We start from the raw sequence: 14,421 nt of genomic DNA on the forward strand, positions 1-14,421 counted from the left end.
CAAATGGGCGGGAAACGGTCGATGAATGAATTGGGCTTGGGTACGGTCTTACAGGGACTTCAGAGGGAATTGGGCCCCCTTTCGGGCGCTGTCAAGGCACTATCTATAGCAGAACCATTGCGTGGCTACCCCCTCCGGGCTTATATAGCGCGAATTCCCAGTCATCGCTGATGACCACCGGTTTCGCCTCCAAAGGGGTGGGCGAAGCACAAAGGAGATTTGCCATGAGCAACGCACCTCTGATGCCCAAGGCGACCGCCGTCTGGCTGCTCGACAACACCGCGCTGACCTTCGATCAGGTCGCCGATTTCACCAAAATGCACCCCCTCGAGGTGCGCGCGATCGCCGATGGCGACGCCGCCCAAGGCATCAAGGGCATGGATCCCCTCTCCAACGGCCAGCTGACCCGCGAGGAGATCGAGAAGGGCGAGAACAACCCGGACTACCGGCTCCGACTCCAGGAGAGTAAGGTGGTGCTGCCGCCGCAACCCAAGCGCAAGGGCCCGCGCTACACCCCGGTCTCGCGCCGCCACGAACGCCCGAGCGCCATCCTCTGGCTGCTGCGCAACCATCCCGAGCTCAAGGACGCCCAGATCATGCGCCTGGTCGGCACGACCAAGAGCACGATCGCCAGTGTCCGCGATCGCACCCACTGGAACACGTCCCAGCTGACGCCGATTGATCCCGTCACCCTTGGCCTCTGCTCGCAGATCGAGCTCGATTTCGAGGTCGCGCGCGCGGCCAAGGAAAAGCCGATCGACGCGGCCTATGGCGGCGCCACCCTGCTGCCGGCTTCCGAAACCACCAAGAAGGACGAGTACGAACCCGCGGAGAGGTCCAGCGACGATCTCAACGTCGATGCCGTGTTCGCCAAGCTGAAGACACTCGGCGGCAAGAAGCAGGACTAGGAGGAGGAGTAATCCTTCCGCTCCTCATTCGTGAACCCAATAAAAACGCGGCAGGGAAACCTGCCGCGTTTTTATTTTGCATCTGCAAAACGACTGACAACGCATACCCTCCGGCGTCGTCCTGGCGAAAGCCAGGACCCATTACCCCAAGGAGGAATTTGGTGAAGACTCATCGCTCGGTTCTCCTACCGCGCTCAGTCGATAGATTCCGCGGTATGGGTCCTGGCATTCGCCAGGACGACGTTAGGGCGACAGTGTGCCTCCCTAAGGCAACAACAACTTCAGAACTTATACGTCACACCACCGCCGACCAGCCACGGGTCGATATGCGCAGTGCCGGTAACCGGCAGCCCACTGACCGTCGCCGAATAGTCCGGCCGCAACCAGAGCTTCTTGACGTCGACGTTGAGGCCCCAGTGCCGATCGAGCATGTAGTCGAAGCCGAACTGCACCGCGCCACCGAAGGCGTTGCTGACATGCAGGCTCGTGGTGGTGGCGACAATCGCGGGCGGACCTGCGATGACGGCCGGCGTATTGGCGGCGGAGTTGCTGAAGAACATTGTGTAGTTCACGCCGGCACCGATATACGGCTTGAACGCGCCGAAATTGTCGAAGTGATATTGCAGGGTCAGCGTCGGCGGCAGCAGCGTAGTCTTGCCGATCGGCAGATTTGCGAGCGAGCCAGTGCCGCTGATCGAATGCCGGGTCCCGCCGAGGATCAACTCGGCCGCGATGTTCCTGGTGAAGAAATAGCTGATGTCGAGCTCAGGCACGACCTGGTCGCTGATCGAGAGGCCCGAATTCGGCGAGGACAGCGACGGAACGCCGGCGACATTGACGGTTGAGCCGCCCGCATCCGGCAACACGCCGAGCACCCGCAAACGCACCATCCAGGGATTGAAGGCTTCTACCGGCGGCGGCGCCTTTTTGTAGATCGGCAAATCGGCGGCCTGTGCCGAGGCAAAAGCCCCCGCCAGCGCCGCACCTAGCGTCGCGAGCCGCGCCATGTTTCTTATTATTCCGTCCTTGCATTCCCCTTCAGCCATGTGCGCGCTTCGTTGCGCGACATCAGCGTCAGAGCAGAAAGGCAGTGGTGAAGGATTTGATGCCGATCAAATCAGGACAAGTGCGATTGCGATTTGGCTGCGGCGTTGCAGATCTGTCGCGGCAGGATAATGCCACGGCTTACATCATGGCCGGTCCGGATGGTTCAGCATGTATTCGCCGAGGTCGCGCTGGCGGCGGTCGGCGCGGGTGGTCGCGGCGCTGCGCTGGACGTCGCGGTCCTTGCGGCAGGCCACGTATTCAGGCGAGCCGGCCGCATAGCCGCGGCTCTGGCAGACCGCGTCGTCATCATCGCCGCCCATCGCCACCGGCGTCTGGTAGCGCGCGGAGCAGGCGGAGAGAATGAGGCCCGCAAATGCAATCGCTAGAAACGGCTTCGAATTCATGGCAGGCCCTTCATCCTCATGGTGAGAACCATGCAGGCCAAGCTGGAGCAGCGGGGCCTTTCATCCTTCGAGACGCGCGCCAGGCGCGCTCCTCAGGATGAGGATTGAGCGGAAAAATGCGGCCTATTCAAGCCCCATTGCAAACCTCACACCCGCCCCTTCAGTGCATCGCCGATCTCGTCGAGCACTTTGGGGTCCTCGATCGTCGCCGGCATGGTCCAGGCTTCACCATCTGCGATCTTCTTGATGGTGCCGCGCAAGATCTTTCCGGAGCGCGTCTTGGGCAGGCGCCCGACGGTGATGGCGAGCTTGAACGCGGCAACGGGACCGAGCTTGTCGCGCACCAGCGCGATGATCTCCTTCTCGATCTCGGCGGGGGCCCGCTTCACACCCGCCTTGAGCACCAGGAAGCCGCAGGGTACCTCACCTTTGATCGCGTCCTTGACGCCGAGCACGGCGCATTCGGCGACATCGGGATGCGAAGCCAGGATCTCCTCCATGCCGCCGGTGGAGAGCCGATGGCCGGCGACGTTGATGATGTCGTCGGTGCGGCCCATGACGAAGACATAGCCGTCCTCGTCCTTGTAGCCGGCATCCGATGTTTTGTAGTAGCCGGGGAATTCGGTGAGGTAGGCTTCCTTAAACCGTTCGTCCTGATTCCACAGTGTCGGCAGGCAGCCCGGCGGCATCGGAAGCTTGATGACGATCGAGCCCATGGTGTTCGGACCGACCGGCTTTGCCGCTTCGTCGACCACGTCGACCTGGTAGCCCGGCATCGGCACCGTCGGCGATCCGTGCTTCACCGGCAGCTGGCCTAAGCCAACCGGATTGCCGGCGATGCACCAGCCGGTCTCGGTCTGCCACCAATGGTCGATGACAGGCACTTTCAACTGCTGCTCCGCCCATTCCACCGTCGGCGGATCGGCGCGCTCGCCGGCCAGGAACAGCGTGCGGAACGTCGAGAGGTCGTACTGCCGGATGAATTTTCCTTCCGGATCTTCTTTCCGGAGCGCGCGGAACGCGGTCGGCGCAGTGAAGAAGGCGACAGCTTTGTGCTCGCTGATCACGCGCCAGAACGCGCCGGCATCGGGCGTGCCGACCGGCTTCCCCTCATACATGATCGAGGTCGCGCCGTGCAGCAGCGGACCGTAGACGATGTAACTGTGGCCGACCACCCAGCCGATGTCGGAGCCGCACCACCAGACCTCGCCCGGCTTGACGCCATAGAGGTTGAACATGGACCATTTCACTGCGACGAGATGGCCGCCATTGTCCCGCACGACGCCCTTGGGAATGCCGGTCGTGCCTGACGTATAGAGGATGTAGAGCGGATCGGTGGCGGCGACGGGCACGCAAGGCGCCTGCTTGCCGTCGTTCATCGCCTTGCGGCGCAGGCCCGCCCAATCATAGTCACGGCCGGGCGTGAGGGCGCAGACGAGCTGCGGACGTTGCAGCACGATGCAGGCCTTCGGCTTTGCGCCCGCAAGCCTGATCGCCTCGTCGAGCAGCGGCTTGTACTGCACGATGCGGCCGGGCTCGATGCCGCAGCTCGCCGACAGGATCAACTTTGGCTGCGCATCGTCGATGCGGGTGGCGAGCTCTTTCGCGGCAAAGCCGCCGAACACCACGGAGTGCACCGCGCCAATGCGCGCGCAGGCGAGCATCGCAACGACGGCCTCCGGGACCATCGGCATATAGAGGACGACGCGATCGCCCTTGGCGACACCAAAGTCCTGCATGATGGCGGCGAGCGCCTGCACTTCGGCCAGCAGTTCGGCGTAGGTGAATCTGGTGACGCTATTTGCCAGCGGCGAATCATGGATTAGCGCGATCTGGTCGGCGCGGCCGCGTTCGACGTGGCGGTCGAGCGCGTTGTAGCAGGTGTTCACAATGCCACCGCTGAACCAGCGGCCGTAGACGCCCGGCGAGGGATCGAAGATCTTTTTTGGTGGCTCGATCCAGTCGATCTCCTTGGCCGCCTCGGCCCAAAAGCCCTCAGGGTCGGCCAGCGAGCGCGCATAAACCTCGTGATAGAGGCTCTTTCCGTCGATGTTTCCTTGGACGTTTCCTCGGACGTTCATTCCCGCGCTCCCGTTCCCTTTTATTCGCCTGGCCTTGACCTTGTGGCAGGACAAACGTCCCGCCATGACAGGGATCAAGTACCGGCCATGTTTGAGGGCTATTTTCCCGGGAATGGGCCGCGGTTCAAGCTGAAAAGAACAGTGCTCAGCTATCCATCGCGTTCAGCCGCTGCAGGCGGTCCTGCATGACCTTCCTCAGATCATAGCCGGCGCGGCCGAAGCTCGTATTGCGGGTGGCGAGGAAGTCGCGCTGGGTGCGACGGAGGTCGCCGGCCGAGCGGGACCCGGCCGATTTCAGCACGCGCTCATAAGTCTCGGCGATCTGGCGATCGAGCACACCCAGCTGCGGATCGGCACAGATCACCTTCTCGACCTCGCGCTTCGCAGTGGCACAATCGAACGACGGGCCCTTGCCGGAATTCGCCGCGAGCGGCCGCAGCGGCTCGCCGCCGAATTTCACGATCTCCGCGATCATGGCGCGGCGGCCGGCGGCAGCGTTGTCGTTGCCGGGATCGAGCCGCAGCGCGGTCTCGTAGTCGGCCAGCGCCTTCTTGCGCTCGCCCATCTTCTTGTAGAGCACGGCGCGGTTATTGTAGGTCTGCGCGAAATTCGGCTCGAGTTTCAGCGCGGCCTCGTAATCGCTCAGCGCCGCGCCAAGCTCGCCCTTGAGGTGGTAGGAGTCGCCGCGGTTAGCGAAGAAGTTCGGGCGCGGTGCCAGCCGCAGCGCCTGATCGTAATCGGCAATCGCCTTGTCGTACTCGCCCATCGCGGCCAGGGACAGCCCGCGATTGTCGTAATATTCGGGCACCTTCGGATCGAGCCTGATCGCCTCGCCGTCGTCGGCAACCGACCTCTCGAGCTGGCCGAGCTTCTTGTAGGCGGCGCCACGATTGGTGTAGCTGCGCGGCCGATTCGGATCGAGCCGCAACGCCTCGCTGAGATCGCGGATCGCGTTCTCGTTGTCGCCGCCGAGATAATAGGTCACGCCGCGGTCTGACCAGGCCTGTGCATTGTCAGGTTTCAGCTTGATCGCCTGGTCGTAATCGGCAAGCGCGCGGTCGAGCCGGCGCTGGTTGGTGTAGACCACGCCGCGCAGCTCGTAAGATTCCGAATCCTGCGGATTGAGTTCGATGGCCTTGCTGAGGTCCGCCGCGGCGCGGTTGAGATCGCCGCCGGCCTCGCGGAGGAGATCGCCGCGCAGGCGCCAGGTTTTTGCGTTCTTGCCATCGAGCGCAATGGCGCGGTCGATGTCCCGCAGCGCCTGCGTGAGGCCGCCCGAGGTCCGCGCATTGGCGTCGGCGCGCACCAGCAACGCCGCGGCGCGATCGGAGGATGGAATTGAGGCCTGGTCAATGGTGGCGCTGCAGGCCGGGATCAGCTCAGCCGGAGCGGCTTTGCTCTCCATCACGCAATCGACGCCGGCCAAGGCAGGAGCGACGAGGACGACGCTCATTGCCGCGCTGAGCAGGAGCGAGCGAAACGAGATTTTTGCAAACGAGAGCATTTGCGCGGAAGGATGCGTGCCGCACATGGCATAGAGCTCCGGGACATCAGGCTTTCACCATTGTCGCGGCGGCCAAAGAATCGGTTCAAATCGAGGCGTGCCAGCGGCGCACCGATCCTTCCCTTTTTCGACCCGCTCTTACGGGCGAGATGAGCAGCCTCAATACCCGTCCACCCCGTTCAGCCGCTGCAGCCGCTCCTGCATCGCCTTCTTCAAATCGTACCCCGGCCGGCCGAACCCCGCGTTGCGGCGGGCGATGAAATCGTCCTGCTCGCGCTGAAGCGCCTTCGCTTCGCCTGCATTGCGGGCTTCGCGCAACACGCGCGCGTTGGCGGCAAAGACCTCACGGTCGAGATCAGCGAGCTCGCGGTTGACGCAGATCGCCTTCTCGACGGGGCGGCGCGCACCCTTGCAAATGAAGCTGGGCTTGCCCGCGACCGCCATCTGCGCGCCGATCCGCTCGATCTCGCGCGCCATCGCCTTGTGATTGGCCTTGGCCTGCTCGTGGTTCGGATCGATCTTCAATGCCGCGCCGAAATCCTGCACCGCCTTGGGCTTGTCGCCCTTCCTCAGCCAGAGCTCGCCCCGCGCGTTGAAGATATCGGCGAGACCGGAATCGAGTTCCAGAGCGCGGCTGTCGTCGGCGATCGCGCGGTCGACTTGGTCGTGCCGCGCATAAAGCCCGCCGCGCGCGATCAGCGCCTTGATCAGATCGCCTTTCGCCGTCTTCTCGTTGTCGATCACGGCGGCGCAGGCCGTGGCGGCCTTGTCGATGTCGTCGGCCGCGGCAGCCGCGAGGCACGGCGCGATGTCGACCTGCGGGACCGCGGCCGGTTCGCCGCCGGTCGCGGCATGAGCCACGACGAACGAGAGCGCGAAGAGCACCCCGGCGCCGGACCATTGAATGAGAAAACGCATGCTCGTCACAGTCGGAAAATCTTGGGTTAAGGTCCGGGTTGAGGTCTTGCCTCGGGGCCGCACTATCCATCATACGGCCGGATTGGTGCTAGCTTGTGGCGCCGCTCAAATCGGTTTCGGGGATCAACGTGTCGACATTCGAATGGATCATCGTGCTTCTGCTCGGCGCCGTTGGATTATCGGCGCTGGCGCGGCGGATCAAGGTCCCCTATCCGACCTTTCTCGCGATCGGGGGCGCGCTGATCGCGTTTGTGCCGTCGAGCCCGTCCTGGACGCTGGAGCCCGACCTGGCGTTGGCTCTTTTTGTCGCACCGGTCCTGCTCGATGCCGCCTTCGACACCTCGCTGCGCGATCTCCGCAACAATTGGGTTCCGGTCTCCACTCTGGTCGTCGCCGCCGTCGGCCTGACCACGGCCGCTGTGGCCTACGTCGCCCACCGGCTGATGCCTGACATGCCCTGGGCCGCCGCGGTTGCGCTCGGCGCCATCGTGGCCCCGCCGGACGCGGCCGCTGCGGTCGCGATCCTGAGCCAGGTGAAGCTGCCTCACCGCATGGTGAAGGTCCTGGAGGGCGAGAGCCTGCTCAACGACGCGACCGCGCTCCTGATCTATCGCATCGCGGTCGGAGCGATCGCAACCGAGCATCTGGCATGGAGCCAGGTCGCGCCGACCATGGCGCTGGCCCTGGTCGGCAGCGTCGTCGCGGGCCTGGTCGCAGGCCGCATCATTCCGCTGTTCATGGAACGCGTGAAGGAGGCCCCCAGCTCGATCATCATCCAATTCGCCACGACCTTCATGGTCTGGATTGCCGCCGAGCATCTCGGTCTCTCTGGCATCCTCACCATAGTAGTCTACGGCATCACCATCGCCCGCACGGCTGGGACACGCATGCCGGCGCGGCTGCGAGTACCTTCCTATGCGGTGTGGGAAACCATGGTGTTCGTGCTCAACGTGCTCGCCTTCATGCTGATCGGCATGCAGATGCGGCCGATCTGGACGCGCCTCGATGCGGACGTGCGCTGGGAATATTGCGTGGCGGCCGCCTGGATCCTGCTCACCGTGGTCCTGGTGCGGCTGGCCTGGATTACGTTCTACCGCACGACGCTGCGCACGCTGGTGGCGCACGGCATCTATCACCCCAAGGATCCGAAGCAGGTCGCCTCGGCCAAGGGCGGCCTCATCATCTCCTGGTGCGGCATGCGCGGCTTGGTTACGCTCGCCACCGCCTTTGCCCTGCCGGAGAGCTTTCCGCATCGTGACTTCATCGTCTTCTCGGCGTTTGCCGTCGTGCTCGGCACGCTGGTCGTGCAGGGCCTGACGTTGCGGCCGCTGATCCTGGCGTTCGGCCTCAAGGACGACGATCCCGTCGGCATCGAGGTCGCGCGTGCCCGCGCCGTCGCCTATCGCGCGGCGCTCGACGCGATCGAGGACGATCCGTCGGAGGAAGCGGAAATCCTGCGGCTCGAATATCGCGCCATCCTGATGCAGGCCGACGACGATCCCCATGGCGGCATCACCAACGGCGAACTGCCGGCCGATCCCCTGCGCCGCCGCGGCATCGCGGCCGCGCGCAAGTCGATCTTCGAACTCCGCGCCACCGAGGTGATCGGCGACGACGCGTTTCACAGAATCGAGGAGGAGCTTGATCGCGCGGAATTGAGCGCGGGGGGTTAGATCCGCAAACACCGCTGTCGTCCCGGACAAGCGAAGCGCAGATCCGGGACCCATACGCCGCAGCAAGTGTTTTGCGAAGATTCTGAGTTACCAGCTTCGCGCCAAACCGCGCCCTTTGATTATGGGTCCCGGCCTCGCGCTGCGCGCGCCCCGGGACGACGGTGCAGGGACGATTTGCTTTGAACCAAACGCCGCCTCTCCAGACTCATCCCTCATGACGACCCTGATCGACGACCGTCGTGTGCGCGCGCGAGATGCGTCGCCCGCACGATATTTCTATCTCCACATGGCACTGGCCTGCGCGGCCACCGCCTTTCTCGGCTTCGCACCGACCTATTTTGTGCCGCTCGCCAACCGGACACTGTCCGCAAGCCCCGTCATCCATTTCCACGGTCTGTTGTTCTTCACCTGGTCTCTCTATTTCGTGATCCAAACCTGGCTCGCCGCCTCAGGCCGCGTGGTCAATCACCGTTCGCTCGGCATCGCCGGCGTCTCGCTCGCGACCGCGATGACGATCTTCGGCTTTCTCGCCTCCGTCCATGTGATGCAGCATTCCGCGGCGCTCGGACAGAAAGAGGCCGGCATCGCCTTCTCGATCGTACCGATGAGCGGGATTGCGTTCTTTGCAATGGTGTTCGTGCTCGCGATCATGAACACGCGAAAGCCGGAGATTCACAAACGCCTGATGCTGCTCGCCGCGGTCTCCATCCTCGATGCCGCGATCGCGCGCTGGTTTCTCACCTTCCTCGCGCCTCCGGGACCGCCCGGGCCGCCGCCGGTGCCCGTCACCATCGCACCCGCGATGGTCGCTTCGCTGCTGCTCGTCGTCGCCATGGTACGCGATTGGCGCACCGAAGGCCGCGTGCACCCGGTCTACATCACCGGCACGCTCGCGATGCTGGCGGTGAAGGTACTGAACTGGCCGATCAGCGAAACGGCGGCATGGCATTCATTCGCCGGCGGGATTCTGGCGCTGGCGCAATAGTGTCGTCCTGGCGAAAGCCAGGACCCATTACCCCGAATGCTGATTGTTGAAGAAGCTGGAGCCGGCAGTCTTCGCCAACCGAGCCTTGTGGTAATGGGCCCTGGCTTACGCCAGGGCGACGAGCAAGGAGCTACGCCCCCGCCTTGCACGTGATCCCGCCGTCCACCACGAGCTCGATCCCCGTCACATATTTCGCTTCGTCCGAGGCCAGGAACAGTGCGGCGTTAGCGACGTCGAAGGCGTCGCCCATGTGGCCCATCGGCACTTGCGCATCGCGCGCCCGCCACATCGCCTCGACATCGCCCTTGGCGTAACTGGCGGCGAGACCGGCGGAATGCTCCACCATCGGCGTTTTCATCAGGCCGGGCAGGATCGCGTTGACGCGGACATGGTGGCGCGCGAATTCGATCGCGGTGGTGCGCGTCATCTGGTTCATCGCCGCTTTCGAAGTGCCGTACGTGACGTAGGAGATACCCATGTGGCGGATCGAGGCGATCGAGGAGATGTTGATGATGGAGCCACCGCCCTGTTTCACCATCACGGGGATGACGTGCTTCATGGCGAAATACGCGCTCTTGAGGTTGACGCTGAAGACGCGGTCCCAGCTCTCCTCGGTCACCTCGACCACGCTGCCCATCTCGGCGATGCCGACATTATTGTCGAGGACGTCGATGCGGCCGTAGGCCTGCAGGCACGCGGCGACCATCGCCTCGACCTCGTGCGCACGCGAGACCTCGGCCGTGAACGCGATCGCCTGGCCGCCTTCGTCCGTGATGATCTTCACGGTCTCCTCGGCGGCCGCGCCGTTGCGATCGACGCAAAACACCTGCGCGCCTTCGCGCGCAAAGGTGACCGCGGTGGCCTTGCCGTTGCCCCAACCGGGGCCGATCGAGCCCGCGCCCACCACCATCGCAACCTTGCCCTTGAGCCGACCCATCGCGTTTCTCCTTTATTTTTCTTATAGCCCGGATGAGCGTAGCGATATCCGGGGCCGCCGCTCCCGGATGTCGCTTCGCTCATCCGGGCTACGGATCGTCGCAAATCTTCATCTTTGTGACGTTAGCACCAATGGGATGACCGACAATCTCGGACAACGTCCGGCACTTGCCGTCATGGCATAGCCGCCATTCGCCAGCCGCGCCCGAATTGCCGAGCACCACCTCCGGCATCGGCGCACGCGCAGGCCTCCACTGAAACCAGCCGTCGACGAGGCGCGCCTCGGGCGGCGGCTCCATGCCGGGGCCGGTGCCCTTCACGCGTGCCTGCGTCAGTTCGAGCCCGGCGGGGGTGACGCGCCAGTCTTCCTGCCAGTCGACCTTCGCGATGGAATGCGTCCACACCAGCGTGAACGCGGACAGCGCCAGCGCCTTCACGCCTGAGGTTGTGACGAAGCAGAGGCTCACACCGCCTCGACCGGCGACGGCGGACGCCGCCGCCACTGCCACAGCACGATTGCCGCGGCGAGCAGGAAGCCGGCGGTGTCGCTGAACGGGAAATCGCCGAGCAGGCAGATCGCGGCACCGAGCGCGACCAAACGTTCAAGGAACGTCAGGCGCGTGAACAGGAAGCCGATGGCGACCATGCCGAACAGGGCGATCGCCACCAGGGCCTTCAAGGTCGCCAACGCCACCGCGCCGTAGAAGCCGAGCTTGGCTGCCATGGGATCGCCGGCCTGCAGCATCAGCGCCGGCGAATAGACGAAGATGAAGGGGATGACGTAGCCGGCCAGCGCGATACGCATCGCCTCCCAGCCGATCTTGTCAGGATTCTCCTTCGCGATCGGTGCCGCGGCTAACGCAGCCAGCGCCACCGGCGGCGAGAGGTCGGCCATGATGCCGTAATAGAACGCGAACATGTGGCTCGCGATCAGCGGTACGCCGAGTTTCGCCAGCGCGGGCGCCGCGAGCGCCGCCGTGATGATGTAGGTCGGGATGGTCGGGATGCCGGTGCCGAGCAGGATCGACAGCAGCATGGTCATGATCAGCGCCAGGAACAGGCTCTTCTCGCCGAGGCCGATCACCCAACCGCCGAAGATGGTGCCGACGCCGGTCTGCGACATCATGCCGATGATGACGCCGACAATGGCGCAAGCCATGCCGACGGTGATGGCGGATTTCGCGCTTTCAGCCAGCGCATCGCGGCAGGCGCGCAGGGCGGAAAATCCGCCGCGCACGAACGCAGTGATCACGATCAACGCGACGACGACGCCTGCGACCGGCACGATCTGAAGGCCGTCGCGCGAGAGCGCCGCGACCACGAGCGCAAGCCCGATCCAGAAGATATAGCGGATAGCCATCGAAGGTGCGCCCGTCGTGATGGCGGTGCCGAGGATCAGCCCCACTGTGAGCGCGAGGCCCATGCTGCCGGCATAGAGTGGCGTAAAGCCTTCGAACAGCATGTAGACGAGCGCTGCGAGCGGCAGCACGAGGTACCAGCGCGTCACCAGCGCCTTCCAGGCGCTCGGGGTCTCCGACTTCTTCATCCCGGTGAGCCCGTGCTTGCCGGCCTCCAGATGCACCATCCAGAAGGCGGAGGCGAAATAGAGCATCGCGGGAATCGCCGCCGCTTTCACGATCTCCGAATATTGGACGCCGAGCGTCTCCGCCATGATGAAGGCAACCGCGCCCATCACCGGCGGCATGATCTGCCCGCCCATCGAGGCCGTCGCCTCGACGCCGGCCGCGAACGCGCGGCGATAGCCGAACCTGATCATCAGCGGAATCGTGAACTGGCCAACAGTGACGACGTTGGCGACGCCCGAGCCCGAGATCGTGCCCATCATGCCCGAGGCGAACACCGCGACCTTGGCCGGGCCGCCGCGGGTCCTGCCGAACAACCCAAGGGAAACGTCGGTGAAGAGCTGGATCATGCCGGCGCGCTCCAGGAACGAGCCGAACAGGATGAACAGGAAAATGTAGGTCGCCGAGACGTAGATCGGCACGCCGTAAAAGCCCTCGGTGCCGAAGGAGAGATGAGTGACGATCTGGTCGAAATCATAGCCGCGATGGTTCAGCGGTGACGGCAGATACTGGCCGAAGAACCAGTAGACGAGACAGGCGCCGCACATCAGCGGGAGCGCCGCGCCCATCAGCCGCCGCGTGCCCTCGAAGATCAGGACGGCGAGCAGCGTGCCGACCACAAGATCGAGGCGCGTCGGATCGCCGTCACGTGCGATCAGATCCGCATAGAAGATCCATTGATAGAGCCCGCACAGAAAGCCCGCGCTGCCGATCAGCCAGCCGATCGCGCGGCCGAAATCGCTTTTGGCGGTGAAATTGCCGATCAGACCGAAGGTGAGGAGGATGAGGAATCCGACATGGACGCCGCGCACCACCTGGCTCGGCAGATAGTTGAAGGCCGCGACATAAAGCTGGAAGGTCGCGAAGGCGATGCCGATCCAGTACGCGAGCGTGCCCCACCAGCCCGGGCCAAAGCCTTCCGGAAAACCGTGTTCGAAATTGTCGAACTCGACCTTGATGGGCGCTTCGCTGCCCTCTGCCTGCAACATCGATATGTCCCCAACCGTCCAGCGCTTATAGCATTGGCGCCGCGTATTCAGACCGTCATGCCCGGGCTTGTCCCGGGCATCCACGATCTTTCTCGCCTGGCCTTAGAACGTGGATGGCCGGGACAAGCCCGGCCATGACGTCCGATAGTGACGGCCGACCTTACTTGATCAGCCCCTTTTCCTTGTAATAGCGGATCGCGCCGGGGTGCAGCGGAACCGGGCTGCCGCTGGCGGCCGTCTCGAGCTTGATCTCCTTGCCGGCCGCATGCGCGTTGGCGAGCTCGGGCAGCGACTCGTAGACCAGTTTTGTCATCTGGTAGGCAAGATCGTCCGACACGGCCGAGCTGGTGACGAGATAGTTGACCACGGCCGCGGTCGGCACGTCCTTGTCCTGCCCGGTGTAGGTGTTGGCGGGAATGGTCGCCGCGATGAAGGGCAGGCCGATCTTGTCGACGGTCTCCTTCGGTACCGACACCACCGTGATCGGGCTCGAGGTCGACAGATCCTTCAACGAGGCCACGCCGAGCCCGGCCGATTGCAGGGTCGCGCCGAGCTGTCGGTTCTTCATGAGATCGACGGATTCGGCGAACGGCAGATACTCGACCTTGCCGAGATCCTTGTAGCTCATACCCGCCGCCGCCAGAATCGCGCGCGAATTCAGCTCCGTGCCCGATTTCGGCGCGCCGACCGACAGGCTCTTGCCTTTGAGGTCCGCCAGCGTCTTGATGCCGCTCTCGGCGGTCGCGACGATCTGGATGTAGTTCGGATAGATCGCGCCGATGGTCCTGAGCTTGTCGAGCTTGGACTTGAAGCCCGCCTCCTCCTCGCCGTCCCAGGCCGCTTTCAGCGAGTCGCCCAGCGTGAACGCCAGCTCGCCGCGGCCCTGCTGGAGCAGGATCAGATTCTCGACTGACGCCTTGGTGGCCTGCACCTGCGTCTTCACGTTCGGAATCTTGTCACCGTAGATCTTTCCGATCGCGACCCCGAGCGGATAGTAGACGCCGGAGGTGCCGCCGGTCAGCACGTTGATGAAGGATTGCGCCTGCGCGCAAGGCGCCGACGCCGCCAGAGCAACAGCCGCGGCCACGCCGAAAATCGTTCGTTTCATGATCTTTCTACTCCCCAAACCGGCCGGGAAGTTGGCCGGATGAGGGGGGCGGGTCAACCCATCCAAAAGTCAAAACAGGACTGCGGTAAATGGCTGTCCTGGCTCGATTTTTGGGGAACTCGGCGGGTGCGGCGAGGTGGCGCAGCCAGGCACGCTCGAGCGAGAATCAATCACTCACGCGGCAGGTTCGGTGCAACCTCTCCCGCGTGCGAGGGCTTTGCGTAAATCGCGAATCTGCGATTCTCTAAGAGACATCTGAAGAGGATCTGGGGATGGCATATCGGC

Annotated in this window: 12 protein-coding genes; 3 read left to right on the forward strand and 9 right to left on the reverse strand. The window is 64.0% G+C overall.

Annotated elements, in window-relative coordinates; translation table 11 throughout:
* Window positions 1–224 precede the first annotated feature (224 nt).
* Window positions 225–908, forward strand: coding sequence for a DUF1013 domain-containing protein (locus AC0L30_RS10260; RefSeq protein ID WP_473404226.1), 684 nt, complete (start codon window positions 225–227; stop codon window positions 906–908).
* 281 nt (window positions 909–1,189) lie between these two features.
* On the opposite strand, the gene AC0L30_RS10265 is transcribed toward AC0L30_RS10260, so the two are convergent.
* The 5 genes from AC0L30_RS10265 to AC0L30_RS10285 all read right to left on the reverse strand — a co-directional run bounded on the left by AC0L30_RS10265 (window position 1,190) and on the right by AC0L30_RS10285 (window position 6,862).
* Window positions 1,190–1,915: an OmpW/AlkL family protein gene (locus AC0L30_RS10265; RefSeq protein WP_473404232.1), complete on the reverse strand. Its 726-nt coding sequence runs from the start codon at window positions 1,913–1,915 to the stop codon at window positions 1,190–1,192.
* Between the two features lie 183 nt (window positions 1,916–2,098).
* Complete coding sequence (locus AC0L30_RS10270) at window positions 2,099–2,359, reverse strand: hypothetical protein (RefSeq protein ID WP_007597509.1); 261 nt, start codon at window positions 2,357–2,359, stop codon at window positions 2,099–2,101.
* Between the two features lie 146 nt (window positions 2,360–2,505).
* Window positions 2,506–4,440, reverse strand: a complete 1,935-nt coding sequence (locus AC0L30_RS10275) for a propionyl-CoA synthetase (protein ID WP_007597510.1) — start codon at window positions 4,438–4,440, stop codon at window positions 2,506–2,508.
* 145 nt (window positions 4,441–4,585) lie between these two features.
* Entirely contained in the window at window positions 4,586–5,971 is a 1,386-nt protein-coding gene (locus AC0L30_RS10280; protein WP_354199967.1) for a tetratricopeptide repeat protein, read from the reverse strand.
* 132 nt (window positions 5,972–6,103) lie between these two features.
* Window positions 6,104–6,862, reverse strand: coding sequence for a tetratricopeptide repeat protein (locus AC0L30_RS10285; RefSeq protein WP_007597512.1), 759 nt, complete (start codon window positions 6,860–6,862; stop codon window positions 6,104–6,106).
* A 95-nt stretch (window positions 6,863–6,957) separates the two neighbouring features.
* Between AC0L30_RS10285 and AC0L30_RS10290 the strand changes: the two genes are divergently transcribed.
* Together AC0L30_RS10290 and AC0L30_RS10295 are read left to right on the forward strand one after the other, a co-directional pair.
* Window positions 6,958–8,535 (forward strand): cation:proton antiporter, encoded by a 1,578-nt coding sequence (locus AC0L30_RS10290; RefSeq protein ID WP_088941041.1) that lies wholly within the window; start codon window positions 6,958–6,960, stop codon window positions 8,533–8,535.
* A gap of 214 nt (window positions 8,536–8,749) precedes the next feature.
* On the forward strand, window positions 8,750–9,520 hold the full coding sequence (locus AC0L30_RS10295) for a hypothetical protein (protein WP_473404227.1): 771 nt from the start codon (window positions 8,750–8,752) through the stop codon (window positions 9,518–9,520).
* Between the two features lie 130 nt (window positions 9,521–9,650).
* Here the strand turns inward: AC0L30_RS10295 and AC0L30_RS10300 are convergent, their stop codons facing one another.
* From AC0L30_RS10300 to AC0L30_RS10315, 4 genes are all read right to left on the reverse strand, one after another.
* Window positions 9,651–10,457, reverse strand: a complete 807-nt coding sequence (locus AC0L30_RS10300; protein WP_219682439.1) for an SDR family NAD(P)-dependent oxidoreductase — start codon at window positions 10,455–10,457, stop codon at window positions 9,651–9,653.
* 88 nt (window positions 10,458–10,545) lie between these two features.
* Window positions 10,546–10,923 carry a DUF1850 domain-containing protein gene (locus tag AC0L30_RS10305; RefSeq protein WP_473404228.1) on the reverse strand — a complete coding sequence of 126 codons (378 nt, stop codon included), beginning with the start codon at window positions 10,921–10,923 and terminating at the stop codon, window positions 10,546–10,548.
* Complete coding sequence (locus AC0L30_RS10310) at window positions 10,920–13,028, reverse strand: TRAP transporter permease (RefSeq protein ID WP_219682441.1); 2,109 nt, start codon at window positions 13,026–13,028, stop codon at window positions 10,920–10,922. Before AC0L30_RS10310 ends, AC0L30_RS10305 begins: the two co-directional genes overlap by 4 nt.
* A gap of 160 nt (window positions 13,029–13,188) precedes the next feature.
* Window positions 13,189–14,136, reverse strand: a complete 948-nt coding sequence (locus AC0L30_RS10315; protein WP_007597521.1) for a TAXI family TRAP transporter solute-binding subunit — start codon at window positions 14,134–14,136, stop codon at window positions 13,189–13,191.
* Window positions 14,137–14,421: the final 285 nt, after the last annotated feature.

This window comes from Bradyrhizobium sp. MI1.11 (genome assembly GCF_055811255.1).